General features: G+C 33.6%; 17 protein-coding genes. 4 read left to right on the forward strand and 13 right to left on the reverse strand.

Translation table 11 applies throughout. The features are described 5' to 3' along the window. Nucleotides 1-57 precede the first annotated feature (57 nt). From bshC to AAYQ19_RS08380, 3 genes are all read left to right on the forward strand, one after another. Nucleotides 58-1,656 (forward strand): bacillithiol biosynthesis cysteine-adding enzyme BshC, encoded by a 1,599-nt coding sequence (bshC, locus tag AAYQ19_RS08370; protein ID WP_343535791.1) that lies wholly within the window; start codon nt 58-60, stop codon nt 1,654-1,656. A 223-nt stretch (nt 1,657-1,879) separates the two neighbouring features. Beyond that, nucleotides 1,880-3,151: an acyltransferase family protein gene (locus tag AAYQ19_RS08375; RefSeq protein ID WP_343535792.1), complete on the forward strand. Its 1,272-nt coding sequence runs from the start codon at nt 1,880-1,882 to the stop codon at nt 3,149-3,151. A 208-nt stretch (nt 3,152-3,359) separates the two neighbouring features. Further along, complete coding sequence (locus AAYQ19_RS08380; protein WP_031456090.1) at nt 3,360-3,779, forward strand: nucleoside-diphosphate kinase; 420 nt, start codon at nt 3,360-3,362, stop codon at nt 3,777-3,779. Between the two features lie 99 nt (nt 3,780-3,878). On the opposite strand, the gene AAYQ19_RS08385 is transcribed toward AAYQ19_RS08380, so the two are convergent. Genes AAYQ19_RS08385 through AAYQ19_RS08395 form a run of 3 tightly spaced genes read right to left on the reverse strand, consistent with a single transcriptional unit; the run spans nt 3,879 to nt 5,081 of the window. Further along, complete coding sequence (locus AAYQ19_RS08385; protein WP_343535793.1) at nt 3,879-4,343, reverse strand: hypothetical protein; 465 nt, start codon at nt 4,341-4,343, stop codon at nt 3,879-3,881. A 20-nt stretch (nt 4,344-4,363) separates the two neighbouring features. Further along, the gene (locus AAYQ19_RS08390; protein WP_026728031.1) at nt 4,364-4,660 is read right to left on the reverse strand and encodes a DciA family protein; all 297 of its coding nucleotides are present in this window, start codon (nt 4,658-4,660) and stop codon (nt 4,364-4,366) included. Next, nucleotides 4,641-5,081 (reverse strand): hypothetical protein, encoded by a 441-nt coding sequence (locus AAYQ19_RS08395; protein ID WP_343535794.1) that lies wholly within the window; start codon nt 5,079-5,081, stop codon nt 4,641-4,643. The genes AAYQ19_RS08390 and AAYQ19_RS08395 overlap by 20 nt, the downstream gene beginning before the upstream one ends. A gap of 234 nt (nt 5,082-5,315) precedes the next feature. Here AAYQ19_RS08395 and AAYQ19_RS08400 point away from each other — a divergent pair, with 234 nt between their 5' ends. Further along, nucleotides 5,316-6,380, forward strand: a complete 1,065-nt coding sequence (locus AAYQ19_RS08400) for a serine hydrolase domain-containing protein (protein WP_343535795.1) — start codon at nt 5,316-5,318, stop codon at nt 6,378-6,380. A gap of 7 nt (nt 6,381-6,387) precedes the next feature. On the opposite strand, the gene AAYQ19_RS08405 is transcribed toward AAYQ19_RS08400, so the two are convergent. The 10 genes from AAYQ19_RS08405 to AAYQ19_RS08450 form a co-directional block, all read right to left on the reverse strand. Further along, nucleotides 6,388-6,981, reverse strand: coding sequence for a Zn-dependent protease (locus tag AAYQ19_RS08405; RefSeq protein ID WP_343535796.1), 594 nt, complete (start codon nt 6,979-6,981; stop codon nt 6,388-6,390). Between the two features lie 199 nt (nt 6,982-7,180). Beyond that, nucleotides 7,181-8,134, reverse strand: a complete 954-nt coding sequence (gene ftsY / locus AAYQ19_RS08410) for a signal recognition particle-docking protein FtsY (RefSeq protein ID WP_343535797.1) — start codon at nt 8,132-8,134, stop codon at nt 7,181-7,183. A 189-nt stretch (nt 8,135-8,323) separates the two neighbouring features. Continuing rightward, nucleotides 8,324-8,476, reverse strand: a complete 153-nt coding sequence (locus tag AAYQ19_RS08415; RefSeq protein ID WP_070261881.1) for a DUF4295 domain-containing protein — start codon at nt 8,474-8,476, stop codon at nt 8,324-8,326. Nucleotides 8,477-8,550: 74 nt separating this feature from the next. After that, nucleotides 8,551-8,733, reverse strand: coding sequence for a 50S ribosomal protein L33 (gene rpmG, locus AAYQ19_RS08420; RefSeq protein ID WP_008253902.1), 183 nt, complete (start codon nt 8,731-8,733; stop codon nt 8,551-8,553). 27 nt (nt 8,734-8,760) lie between these two features. Then, on the reverse strand, nt 8,761-8,997 hold the full coding sequence (gene rpmB / locus AAYQ19_RS08425; RefSeq protein WP_008468080.1) for a 50S ribosomal protein L28: 237 nt from the start codon (nt 8,995-8,997) through the stop codon (nt 8,761-8,763). Between the two features lie 71 nt (nt 8,998-9,068). Further along, complete coding sequence (locus AAYQ19_RS08430; protein ID WP_343535798.1) at nt 9,069-10,322, reverse strand: CinA family nicotinamide mononucleotide deamidase-related protein; 1,254 nt, start codon at nt 10,320-10,322, stop codon at nt 9,069-9,071. 183 nt (nt 10,323-10,505) lie between these two features. Next, nucleotides 10,506-10,850: an Hpt domain-containing protein gene (locus tag AAYQ19_RS08435; protein WP_343535799.1), complete on the reverse strand. Its 345-nt coding sequence runs from the start codon at nt 10,848-10,850 to the stop codon at nt 10,506-10,508. Continuing rightward, nucleotides 10,850-11,461, reverse strand: a complete 612-nt coding sequence (locus tag AAYQ19_RS08440) for a fumarylacetoacetate hydrolase family protein (protein WP_132989688.1) — start codon at nt 11,459-11,461, stop codon at nt 10,850-10,852. Before AAYQ19_RS08440 ends, AAYQ19_RS08435 begins: the two co-directional genes overlap by 1 nt. An 87-nt stretch (nt 11,462-11,548) precedes the next feature. Continuing rightward, entirely contained in the window at nt 11,549-12,319 is a 771-nt protein-coding gene (locus tag AAYQ19_RS08445) for a 3'-5' exonuclease (protein WP_132989687.1), read from the reverse strand. 216 nt (nt 12,320-12,535) lie between these two features. Further along, entirely contained in the window at nt 12,536-13,882 is a 1,347-nt protein-coding gene (locus AAYQ19_RS08450; RefSeq protein ID WP_343535800.1) for a dihydrolipoamide acetyltransferase family protein, read from the reverse strand. Nucleotides 13,883-13,918 lie beyond the last annotated feature (36 nt).

Here is a 13,918-nt window from a genome sequence, read left to right on the forward strand (position 1 = left end):
CATTTTTAACTGCATATTTTCATTAAATTTACAGCTATCAAAAATAAATCTAAAATTATGCCTACCGACTGTATCAGCTATCAAACCTCAGGATATTTCTCTGCCTTGATACAAGATTATTTAGATCAAAAACCAACACTGCAATCTTTATATAACCATTTTCCAACTTTGGAAAATTTCGAAAAACAAATCCAGGAAAAAAAAGTCAATTTCAATCACAATGGAAATGAAAAAAGACAAACTTTAGTCAATGTATTAAAAAAGCAATATCAAAATATTGAGATTTCAGATTCGACAAAACAAAATATTGAGCTTTTAGCTTTAGAAAATACATTTACTATTACAACTGGACATCAGCTGAATTTATTTAGTGGACCATTATACTTTCTTTACAAAATCATTTCGACAATTAATTTAACCAAAGAATTAAAGTCAAAATATCCTTCCAATAATTTTGTTCCGATATATTGGATGGCAACTGAAGATCATGATTTTGAAGAAATCAATTATTTTAACTTTAAAGGAAAAAAATTCAGATGGAACAAAGAAAGTACAGGTCCCGTGGGTCGACTTTCAACTGAAGGTTTAGATGAATTTTTCGAAATATATTCATTAGAATTAGGATCGAGCACCAATGCAAATACTTTAAAAAAGCTTTTTGAAGACGCCTATTTAAAGCATGATAATTTGGCTGACGCAACACGCTTTTTAGCTGACAGCTTATTTTCAAATTACGGATTAGTTATTATTGATGCTGATGATGCCGACTTAAAACGTGCTTTTATTCCGTTTGCAAAAGAAGAATTAGAAAAAAACACATCGTACAAGGCGGTTCAAAAAACAATTGAATCTTTAAAAGATTATACGGTCCAAGTAAATCCGAGAGAAATCAATTTGTTTTATATTGAAGATGATTTGCGCGAAAGAATCATTTTCGAAAACGACAAATACCACGTAAATAATACCAAAATTGCTTTTTCAAAAGAGGAAATTTTCCAATTACTAGAAAGCAATCCAGAGAAATTCAGTCCGAACGTAATCATGCGTCCGTTGTATCAGGAAATCATTCTCCCTAATTTATGCTACATTGGCGGAGGCGGAGAAATCGCATATTGGCTCGAATTAAAATCATTTTTTGATGCTGTAAATATTACTTTTCCAATGCTTTTGGTCCGTAATTCTGTTCTTCTTGCAACCGAAAAACAAGTCAAAAAAGCAGATAATTTGAATTTAAGCTGGAAAGATTTATTTACCAAACAAGAAAATTTAGTAAATGCCATTACACATAAAATTTCAGCTTTCCCAATTGATTTAACACCTCAAAAAGAAGCACTAAAAATACAATTTGAATATCTTTACAATCTAGCCAATCAAACTCACAAATCATTTTCTGGCGCTGTAAAAGCACAGGAAGTAAAACAGACAAAAGGATTAGAAAATTTAGAAAAACGTTTATTAAAAGCACAAAAAAGAAAACTAGACGATCAATTGCAACGCGTGATTGATTTGCAATGTGAATTGTTCCCAAATAACAGTTTGCAAGAACGTCAAAACAATTTTTCTGAATTTTATTTAGAAAAAGGCGAACAATTAGTACCGCTTTTATTGCAAAAACTGAAACCTTTAGAAATGAATTTCAACATTATAACAATTTAAAAAGTTAGCCACGAAATACACAAATTTTCACAAATTGCATTTTACATTTTTACATTTTACATTTTACAATTTAAATTAGTGGAAATTGGTGTAATTTGTGGCAAAACATAAAAAACCAATAATTGACGAGAACCAAATAACCACCTATCTTCTCAAAATTATTGTCACATAAACCAAATAGCGATTTTTAAAAATTATTAACTAACCTATTTACCCTAAACCAATGGTAAAAGAACGCTTAATTTCGCTAGATGTCTTTCGCGGACTCACAATTTTATTAATGACAATCGTCAACAATCCTGGAGACTGGGGCCATGTGTATCCGCCACTACTCCACGCCGAATGGAACGGTTGTACTCCAACTGATTTGGTCTTTCCTTTCTTTGTATTTATTATGGGAGTTGCAGTTCCGCTCGCAATGCCCGATAAATTTTATGACGGCACGACTTTCAACAAAATCCTGATCCGTTCCGTTCGAATGCTTTGCCTAGGGATTTTCTTCAACTTTTTTGGAAAAATTCAGCTATTCGGACTTGAAGGCATTCCGCTTTTAATTGGCCGATTGGCAATAACAATTGCTGTAGGTTATGCTTTAATGGGAAGTTTTAGTTCAAAAATCAAAAACATTTTAGCATTTTCTATTCTGTTTATCTATCTCTTTTTAGCATATAGTGGCATAGAAGCATATCAAGATGTAAGACTTCCGGGAGTTTTGCAAAGAATTGCTGTTGTTTATTTTGTTGTTTCCCTTTTGTATCTAAAAACATCACAGAGAACACAAATCATTACCGGAGCAGTTTTATTGTTAGGATATTGGGCCATGATGACCTTAATTCCAGTTCCAGGAATTGGCGAAGCAAATCTTGATAAAGGAACAAATCTTTCGGCATGGCTGGATGGTGTTTTATTAAAAGGACATATGTATCATGAAACCATGACTTGGGATCCAGAAGGAATTCTAAGCACAATTCCGTCAATTGTAAACGGAATTATAGGTTTATTGATCGGGAAGCTTTTGCTTTTTGACATGACCAAAATTCAAAAAGCTCAAAAAATGGGAATTGCAGGAACAGTACTTATATTTTTAGGATTAATTTGGGATCTTGTTTTCCCAATCAACAAATCAATCTGGACCAGCAGTTATGTTTTATATACAACCGGATTAGCAACTGTATTCTTGACTTTATTGTATTTAGTAATAGACATTGCCGATTATAAAAAAGGCTTCAAACTGTTTTTGATTTGGGGCGTAAATCCGATGATTGTATTTTTCAGCTCTCAAATTATCCCACAAGCTTTAGTTATGATAGAGTTTCAAAATCCGCATAATCCTTCAGAAAAAATCAATTTATTGAATTATCTGTATAGTTTCTGGATCGCACCATTTTTCAGCAATCCAATGAATGCTTCATTGGCTGGCGCATTGGTGTATGTTTGTATTTGGACCTTTATTTTGTGGATATTCTATAGAAATAAATTGATTTTCAAAGTGTAAATCTTCTAACCATATAAGTGATATAAGTTCATTTTAGCGAAGCTCCATATTTTTTGCGCACAATTAAATGAACTTATATAACTTATACGGTTTAAAAAAAACACTTTCTTGGTTAAAACATCATTCTAATGTGTTTTAATTATGAATTTATTAAAATCAATTCACAAAAAAAGTCTACTTTTGCACAAAATTAAAAATAAGCAATAAAATGGCAACAAATAGAACTTTTACAATGATTAAACCAGATGCTGTTGCAAACGGACACATCGGGAATATCTTAGCAATGATTACTAATGGAGGTTTCAAAATCGTTTCATTAAAATTAACTCAATTAACTGTAGCTGATGCAAAAGCATTTTACGCAGTTCACGCAGAAAGACCTTTCTACGGAGAATTAGTTGAATTTATGTCTCGCGGACCAATTGTTGCTGCAATTTTAGAAAAAGACAACGCAGTAGAAGATTTCAGAACTTTAATTGGTGCTACAAACCCAGCTGAAGCTGCTGAAGGAACTATTCGTAAAGCATATGCTACTTCAATTGGAGAAAATGCAGTTCACGGATCTGACAGCGACGAAAACGCTGCAATCGAAGGTGCATTCCACTTCGCAGGAAGAGAGCAGTTTTAATTTATGATTTTAGAGTTCAGATTTTAGATTGCTGAACTTTGTAAATTAATTTTAAAAGTAAAGGCCGATTCAAAATTGAATCGGCCTTTTTATATTTTACTACTGGAAAAGTTTAGAAGATTCCTTTTTAAAATTCGATTTTATTTCTCCCAAATCAACAAGATTCTTTTGCAGCAACATTTTCATATTATCAAAATTAGAATGATAAAAACTAGAAATACCACCTATTCTTTTTCCTTCTTTAACAATAAAAACAGATTCTGTAATTGCACCCTTTGCGGATTCAAGTAAAGTTACAAAACCTTCTAACTCATTAAAATGATAAACTTTAGATTTTCCAATTCCAAAATATCGTTTAACAATTATTCTATCTTTATCAATTTCTATTTTAAATGCTCTGGTTCTTAAAACTGTCAGCCAAAAAAAAACTACAAATAATAACATCAGAATCGGCAAAATCATACCTGCAACAGGAGACGTATATGCCATATAAACAACCAACAAACCTAAAATTGAAAGATACGAAATAAGTAAAACCGGAAAAATTTTAAATTTAGACTTCATATTAAACAAAATCATTCATATTACCTCAAAACAACATCTTTCACCACATCACGACCCAATTCTTCATTAATCATTTTAACGATTTTAGACTTTCCGTGGCTTAGTTCTTCTCTTAAAACAGCTGAACCCAATTCAACGTACAGCGTGCTCCCCTTCAATACAACGTTTCTCGTGTATGTGTTTACACCACTTCCCATTAATTGTTTCCAAGCGTCACGTACATCAATTTCATCCATTCCAGACTGAAGCTTGTTTGTCTGAATAATTTGTTTCAAAACAGCCCCAATCGTACTTTCGTTATTTAGTCTCTTTGCCATCGTTTAAAATATTAACTGGTCCTGCTTTTTTATAATGATACTCTTTATTCTGGTCATTTTTCACCACAAACTCTTTGTCCGAAATCGAAATCAGCTCCTCGCTCCACTTCGCATAATTCGTTTTATAATCCAAAAAAGTTCCTTTATCTGTAAATCTAACCGAAAAATTCTCAAAAGTATTCGTAGTCAAAAAAGTCCCATCTAATTGTGCCATCACTTTCGTCCTCGTTCCTTTTGTTCCTTTAATTTTAAAAAAATCAAAGTTCTCATTCATTCCGTAAGCCTTCTCTTCCCCTTTATCAAAAACAACTTTTTCAATTTCCCAGTAGCCATTAAGTTTTGCAATATCTGCCGGTTTGATCTCCTGTTTGCACCCCACAAACAAAAGCGATAAAACCAAAATCATAAAAGTGTTTTTCATAGTAATTTATAGTATTAAGTAGGAGCCGTTTCCTGCTGTCCACTGTATCTTTTATGGTGAACCCCACCATAAAAGGATGCCGCTTCCATCAGGGCTAGGGCACCTGTTTTCAAAAGAAAATTTAGCGAACTACAAAGTTAAACTTATAAATTTCAAAAGAAATAAAAATTTACAAAACCCATTAAACTATTTTACATATTTTTGGTCAAACCCCAAAACCAAAACCAAAAAAACATGAAACAAATCATTTGTATCATCCTGACAATGTTATTGTTCAGCGCATGCAGTAAAGACACAACCGAACCAGATACTGCTCCAACAGAAAACATGTATTTTCCGCCATTAACAGGAACAACTTGGGAAACAAAATCAGTTGCTGACTTAAAATGGAATCAAAATGCCGTACAGCCACTTTTAGATTATCTAGAACTTAAAAACTCGAAATCATTTATGATTTTAGTAAACGGCCGAATCGTTTTAGAAAATTATTTCAACGGACATTCAGCAACAACAAACTGGTATTGGGCTAGCGCCGGAAAAACCTTGACCTCTACTGTAACCGGAATTGCACAACAAGAAAATTTGCTGAACATAAACGACAAAGTTTCAAAATATCTAGGTACTGGATGGACAAGCGAAACTGCAGCAAAAGAAGACCTCATTACCTGCAAACATTTGCTCACGATGACATCAGGTCTAGACGACAGCACCGACGATGTTGAACCAGCAAATTTAATATACAAAGCTGATGCAGGCACGCGCTGGGCGTATCACAACGTTTATGTAAAACTTCAAGATGTTGTAGAAAAAGCCAGCGGACAAAAGTGGGAAACTTATTTCAACAGCAAATTAAGAGACAAAATCGGGATGAACGGAAATTGGGTCCAGCTTGGAGTAAACAGTGTTTATACCAGCACTACAAGAAGCATGGCGCGTTTTGGATTGTTAATGCTCAATAAAGGAAAATGGGAAAACAATACCATTTTGAATGAAGCCTATTTCAATGAAGCAACAACAACTTCGCAAAACATCAATTTGGGATATGGATACTTATGGTGGTTAAACGGAAAAGCCTCTTATCATTTGCCACAATCACAACTTACTTTTCAAGGAAGCGTAATCCCAACTGGGCCAAACGATATGTTTATGGCTTTAGGAAAAAACGACCAAAAAATCTATGTAATTCCAAGCAAGAAAATGGTCGTTATCAGAATGGGAGATGCAGCAGATAACGTAAATCTAGCATTATCTGATTTTGACAAAACGCTTTGGGAAAAGATAAACGCGTTGTATCAATAAAGCAATTTTAAATCAATTGCCATCCTTTACTTCTCAAAAAGCTTTTGCAATCATTGCAGAAGCTTTTTTCTTGATCAAAAGGATTTCGACCTTTAGCGTCACGCATTAAGCAAGTTTTAATTTTACAATGTGGCAAACCTTCTGTGTGTCCTAATTCATGCAAAACTAATTTATAAAACTGCTCGTTTTTATTCTTTGGGGACAATCTAAAATCTGAAACAACACAAGATTTACCAGGCCTATAACCTAATCCCATTACACCCCAATCTTTCACACCATCTTTAGTCGTACTGATATCAAAATGCGACAAACCAACAATTATGGAATCTCGCCCAATATCATTTTTTAGATTCTTAATGATACTATCTGCTCGATATCTATTCCTTGGCTTATAAAATGATTTTTCCGGAAAACGAATATTTGGCCTCAAAACTACTTTGGGATTGATCGCCTTAATCTCGGCAAAAATTTTACGAGATTGCTTTACTTGAAAATCACCTAGAGGTTGAATGACAATAACTTTCTGATTTTCAATTTCATTTTTAGTCTTCGTACATGAAAACAAACCAAAAAACAAAATGAATAGCAAAAACCGTATCATCTACAAAATATAATTATCGCTTAGTTTTCAATCTTTTTAAAATTCCTAAAAAGAACAAACCTACACCAAGAACTAATAGAATGTAATAAAAAGAAAGCGAATTATCCCTAATGACGTTAGCTATTGCAAGACAAATTATGCTTGCAAAATAAAATGCAATAGGAGGTAATTTTTTTAAAGATTCAAGACTCATTATATATTATTTAAAGAAACTGTCAACGAATTCATATTTATTAAAGACCTGCAAATCTTCAATACCTTCGCCAACACCAATATACTTTACTGGTATTTTAAACTGATCCGAAATACCAATTACAACACCACCTTTTGCAGTTCCATCTAACTTAGTTACTGCCAATGAAGTTACTTCCGTCGCAGCTGTAAATTGTTTTGCCTGCTCAAAAGCATTTTGACCAGTTGAACCATCTAAAACTAACAATACATCGTGAGGAGCATCAGCAACCACCTTTTGCATTACGCGTTTTACTTTTGTCAACTCGTTCATCAAATTGATTTTATTATGCAGACGTCCAGCAGTATCAATAATTACGACATCAGCATCTTGAGCTACAGCAGATTGTAAAGTATCAAAAGCTACAGAAGCTGGATCGCTCCCCATTTGTTGCCTTACAATTGGTACTTGAACTCTATCAGCCCAAACTTGTAATTGGTCAATCGCTGCAGCGCGGAAAGTATCAGCTGCACCTAAAACCACTTTGTGGCCCGCTTTCTTAAATTGATAAGCTAATTTTCCAATTGTCGTAGTTTTACCAACTCCGTTAACACCAACAACCATTAAAACGTAAGGTTTTTTGTCTTTCGGAATTTCAAATTCTGTTGCTTCGCCTGTATTAGTTTCAGCCAATAAAGCACCTATTTCATCACGAAGAATTTGATTCAACTCGTCAGTTCCAAGATATTTATCTTCAGCAACGCGTTTTTCAATTCTTTCAATGATTTTCAAAGTAGTGTTAACACCAACATCTGAAGCCACAAGAACTTCTTCTAGATTATCCAAAACATCATCATCGACTTTAGATTTTCCAGCAACGGCTTTGCTTAACTTCGAGAAAAAAGTAGTTTTAGTTTTTTCAAGACCTTTGTCTAAAGTCTCTTTTTTTTCGGTAGAGAATAATTTTTTAAAAAAACTCATTTTTTGTAGTTTATTTAGATTTACTAGATTTCTCAATTTCCATGCAAGAAATCCAAATCTTTAAAGAAAGCGTAATTGTTTTTCAAAAAAAGACCAATTGTTGCGATTCTTTAAATTTTTAGACAAATATAGGTAATAAAAAAGCTACTTCCTGTAAGAAAGTAGCTTTTCTATATAATGTAATTGTAATTATTTCTTTTTCAAGAATTCATCAACTTCTTCAGGAGCCATAATAGATTCTACGAATGTATATGCACCAGTTTTAGGAGATTTTACCATTTTGATGGCTTTTGACAATCTCTTAGAAGCTGTTTGTAACGATGCTACGGTTTTCTTTGCCATGATTCAAATGTTATTGAACTTTTCATAAAACTCGAATGGCCAAACCATTTGAGATTTATAAAAATCTCTAATTATTACTTAATTTCTTTGTGAACAGTTACTCTTTTTAAGATTGGATTAAATTTTTTAATCTCTAATCTGTCTGGAGTATTTTTTTTGTTCTTAGTTGTAATATATCTAGAAGTTCCTGGAACACCAGAAGTCTTGTGCTCAGTACATTCTAAAATTACTTGGATTCTATTACCTTTCTTTGCCATCTTGCTATATATTTATTTAGGAAAAGATTATTTGATAAATCCTTCTGACTGCGCTTTTTTCAAAACTGCAGTGATTCCATTTTTATTAATTGTTTTTATCGTAGATGCTGCTACTCTAAGAGTAATCCATCTATCTTCTTCTGGAAGATAAAAACGCTTTTTAACTAAGTTTACAGAAAACTTTCTCTTAGTTTTGTTCATAGCGTGAGAAACGTTATTTCCTACCATCGCTCTTTTACCTGTAAGGTCACAAACTCTTGACATTATACTTATCTTTTATCGTTATTCAAAATCAGGGTGCAAAGAAAAGAAAAATAAACCATTGTAGCAAAAAATTATTGCACAATTTTTAAAATTTCTTTCTGTAATATTTCTAAACTCTTAATAGAGGCTCTATCTATCACTTTTTCACGAGGTTGTCCAAAGTTAAATTCTTCAACAATTACTTCATTTGGCGTCGCTAATGCAATAAAAACAGCACCAATTTCAGCATCAGAGTCACCTTTTGAAGGCCCCGCATTACCTGTCGTTGCAATTGCATAGTCTGTTTTAAGCATCTCTTTCACATTCAAAGCCATAGCCGATGCAACCTCAGCACTAACTACAGAAAATTGATCAATTAAATCCTGCGAAACCCCAAGAACATTGACCTTTGCTTCTGTAGCATACGAAACAACACTTCCTTTAAAATATTTAGAAGCTCCTTGCACAGAAGATAAAAGCGAAGCAATTTTCCCTCCCGTACAACTTTCTGCCGTTGAAATTGTTTTATTTTGCTTGGTCAAAAACTTTGCAATAACGGTTTCAATTGTTTCGTTTTCTTCATAACCGACTATAATATCATGAATTATCGCATCAAGAGAGCGAACATTATCTTCAATTGCCTTTTCTAACTCTTCTTTATCCGTTCCGCGGGCAGTCATACGCAATCGAACTCTTCCTGGATTTGGCAAATAAGCTAATTTGATAAATTCTGGCAAATTGTTTTCCCAATTCTCAATACGTTCAGCAACTAAACTCTCTCCTTGACCATAAGTCAAAATAGTTTTATGAATAATATATGGACGTTTGTATTCACGAACTATTTTTGGAATTATTTCCTCTTCAACTAAATATTTCATTTCATACGGAACCCCCGGAAGCGAAACAAAAACAGTGCTTTCTTTCTTCATCCACATTCCTGGCGCAGTCCCCACTTGATTATGCAAAACAGTACAAGTTGACGGAACTAATGCCTGATCTTTATTTAATTGCGAAATTGGTCTTTTGTAAAAACCTTCGATCAATTGCGTCACGTGCGCTAGAACCTCCGGATTCACAACAAGCTCATCATCAAAATATTCACAGAATGTTTTTTTAGTGACATCGTCTTTTGTTGGCCCCAGACCTCCTGTTACAATAACAATATCAACTTTATTTTGAAGCTGAGCAAACGTATCTAAAATCTGTTTTTTATCGTCACTTATGGAAATCATTTCCGTCACTTCAACACCAATTCGGTCTAATGATTTTGCAATAAAACCCGAATTCGTATCGATAATCTGACCTATTAATATTTCATCCCCAATAGTTATAATAGTTGCTTTCATAACATTAAAATGCTTTATTATTTCTTACATGAGTAAGACAAAAATTTATAGAATTGTAAATTTTGTTTTGAGGAGATATTAAAGGGCTTTTACCAATTAAAAGCCACTTTCACAAAATTTAGAAAAATAAAAAAATTGACTTATTCCTATTTAGTAGAGCTAGGAATAAGCCCGATTTAGATTTTAAAGATCAAAGTCTTTTTTGATTTCTTTTATCGCTTCTTTTACTTGTACTTTAATACTTTTAAAAGTCTCAATGATATCTTTTTTCTTGCCTTCAGCCTTTGTCCAAGCTTCAACTTGAAGAATTTCTTCAAAAGCGACATTCAAGCCCATCAAATCTAATGTAGGCTTTATTTTGTGCGCATAAGAATAAGCATATTTATGATCCTTTTTCTTGATTCCTTCTTTGATTTGCTTTAAATCTTCAGGAACTTCAGTAACAAATAATTTAAGAATTTCGTTTACAAATTCCGGATCATTGTCTGAAAGCGCATATACTTTCGAAAGGTTGTACTTTAAAGCCATTATTTTACTTGTATTCTGAATAATTTTTTATCTTCTAAAAAGCCTTCTAAAACATCATTTGGCTTTACAGGCGCAACTCCCGCAGGCGTTCCTGTAAAAATTATGTCTCCAATTTTTAATGTAAAAAACTGAGAAACATAAGCAATAAGCTCATCAATTTTCCAAAGCATCAAGCTAGTATTGCCTTTTTGAACTGTATTAGAATTGTTTTTCAATTCAAAAGTAAGATTTTCCATAGAAACGAAATCACTTTTTGGCAAAAAATCTCCAATCACAGCAGAACCATCAAATGCTTTTGCTTTTTCCCAAGGTAATCCTTTTGCTTTTAGCTTATCTTGTAAATCTCTGGCAGTAAAATCGATACCTACACTAATTTCGTCATAATACTTATTAGCAAATTTAGGTTCGATGTACTTCCCCACTTTATTTATTTTAACAATTATCTCTATTTCGTGATGAATCTCCTCAGAAAATTCTGGAATTACAAACGGATGCTGTTTCAACAAAACTGCCGAATCAGGTTTCATAAAAATAACCGGTTCGTCTGGACGTTCGTTTTTTAATTCCTCAATATGATTGGTATAATTTCTACCGATGCAAATAATCTTCATTTCTTTTATAGGTTCTAAGGTTCTAAGACACTCAGGTTCTAAGGCGCTAAAAAGCTTAGCACCTTAGAACCTTAGCACCTCAGTCCCTTATTTCGTATTTAATTTTCTTAATTTAATTCCAGTTAAAACCTTTTTGGTGTACAATGGGAAATCTGCGTTTTGAATCCAGCTGAAATATCCTGGCTCTGTTTCAAGAATTTTTTCAACTTTGGCTCCTTTGTGTTTTCCGAAAGTAAAAATCTCTTCATCATCTTTATCAAAAGCAATCATTCCTGCAAAATCAGCGATTTTTTTGCGTGTTGTAAACTCAGACAATGCTTTCATATCATTTTCCAATTCAGGATAACGATCCAACTGTGCTTTTAAAATTTCGTAAGTCGCCATTGTATCTGCTTCTGCCGAATGCGCATTATCCAATGTTTTTCCGCAATAAAACTTCAAAGCGGCACTTAATGTACGTTCTTCCATTTTATGAAAAATAGTTTGCACATCTACAGAAACCTTGTTTTTCATATCGAAATCAACTCCTGCACGAAGCAATTCTTCAGCAAGCAACGGAATATCAAAACGATCTGAGTTAAAACCTCCCAAATCACTATCTTTTATCATATTATAAATATGAGGCGCAAGTTCTGCAAAAGTAGGTTCGTTTGCTACTTTTTCATCGGTAATGCCATGCACAGCTGTTGTTTGAGGAGGAATTGGAATTGTAGGATTCACCAACCATGTTTTACTTTCCTTATTCCCATTTGGGAAAACTTTGAAAATTGAAATTTCTACGATTCGATCTTTACCGATATCTATTCCTGTTGTTTCAAGATCAAAAAAGCAAATTGGTTTGTTAAGTTTTAATTCCATTTTAATTTTTATAAGATTACAAATGTAAATTTTAAAGCCGAATTTTCCGCCCCTATTTTTATTTTTTTTGCCTAAAAAAAGGCCATTTATTAGATTTTAACTTTAATCAAGAGCCTTAAATGGCAGTCATGAAATTTTAACTTCTAATTTTCTTGTTAATAAAAAACCCGGAAAATCATGACTTTTTCCGGGTTTTGAAATTTATTTATGAATTGATTAGAAATCTCTATCTACATCAAAAGCTTCTAAATATTCTGCTACTCTTTTCACAAAACTTCCTCCTAAAGCTCCATCTACAACTCTATGATCGTAAGAGTGCGACAAGAACATTTTTTGGCGAATTCCGATAAAGTCACCTTCTGGAGTTTCGATAACCGCAGGCACTTTACGAATTGCTCCAAGGGCAAGAATACCAACTTGAGGCTGATTGATAATTGGCGTTCCAAAAACACTTCCAAAAGTTCCTACGTTGGTAACTGTATAAGTTCCGCCTTGCGTATCGTCTGGTTTTAGTTTTCCAGCTTTTGCACGATTTCCTAAATCATTAACCGCTTTCGCCATTCCAACCAGATTTAACTGATCTGCGTTTTTAATTACAGGAACAATTAAATTTCCGTTTGGCAATGCAGCCGCCATTCCTAAGTTTATATTTTTCTTTTTGATGATATATTCACCATCAACAGAAATATTCATTCCTGGAAAATCTTTCAAAGCTTTCGCAACTGCTTCCATCATAATTGGCGTAAAAGTCAATTTCTCGCCTTCTCTTTTTTCGAAAGCTGTTTTCACTTTATCTCTCCATTTTACAATGTTCGTCACGTCAACCTCAATGAATGACTGAACGTGAGCCGAAGTTTGCACTGAAGCCACCATGTATCCTGAAATCAGTTTACGCATTCTGTCCATTTCGATAATTTCATCACCTCCATTTACAGAAACCGGAACCGCTTGATGACTTTTTTGCACTACTGGTTCTACCGCTTTTACTGGCTCAGCCACTTTTACTGGTTCTGCAACAACTTTTACAGGCTCTGCTGCAACGGGAGCTGCTACTCCAGATTTACGATCTTCAATATATTTTAAAATATCTTCTTTAGTTACACGTCCATCTTTTCCTGAACCTTGAATACTGTCAAGCTCAGCGACAGAAACGCCTTCTTCTTTGGCAATATTTTTAACCAATGGAGAAAAGAATTTATCAGACGAAGCAAAATCCTGCGGCGCACTTACCGTTTCCTTAACTGCTTCAATTGTTTTTTCAATTTCTGCCGCTGCTTCTGGAATTACTGTTTCTTCGACTTTTGTTTCAGCTGGAGCATCACCTTCTGTTTCAATAATTGCAATAGTCTGCCCTACCTGAACTAAATCATCTTTACCAAATAATTGTTCAACTAAAACTCCTGATACCTCGCTTGGCACTTCGCTGTCAACTTTATCAGTCGCAATTTCCAGTACAGCTTCATCAGCTTCAATTCTGTCTCCAACTTCTTTCAACCAGTTTGTAATAGTTGCTTCAGCGACACTTTCTCCCATTTTAGGAAGTTTTAATTCAAATCTTGCCATATTGTTAACCTCAAGGGTGATTTTGATTTTCAGATT

Origin of the sequence: Flavobacterium mesophilum, from assembly GCF_039581405.1 — a bacterium.
Lineage (GTDB): Bacteria > Bacteroidota > Bacteroidia > Flavobacteriales > Flavobacteriaceae > Flavobacterium.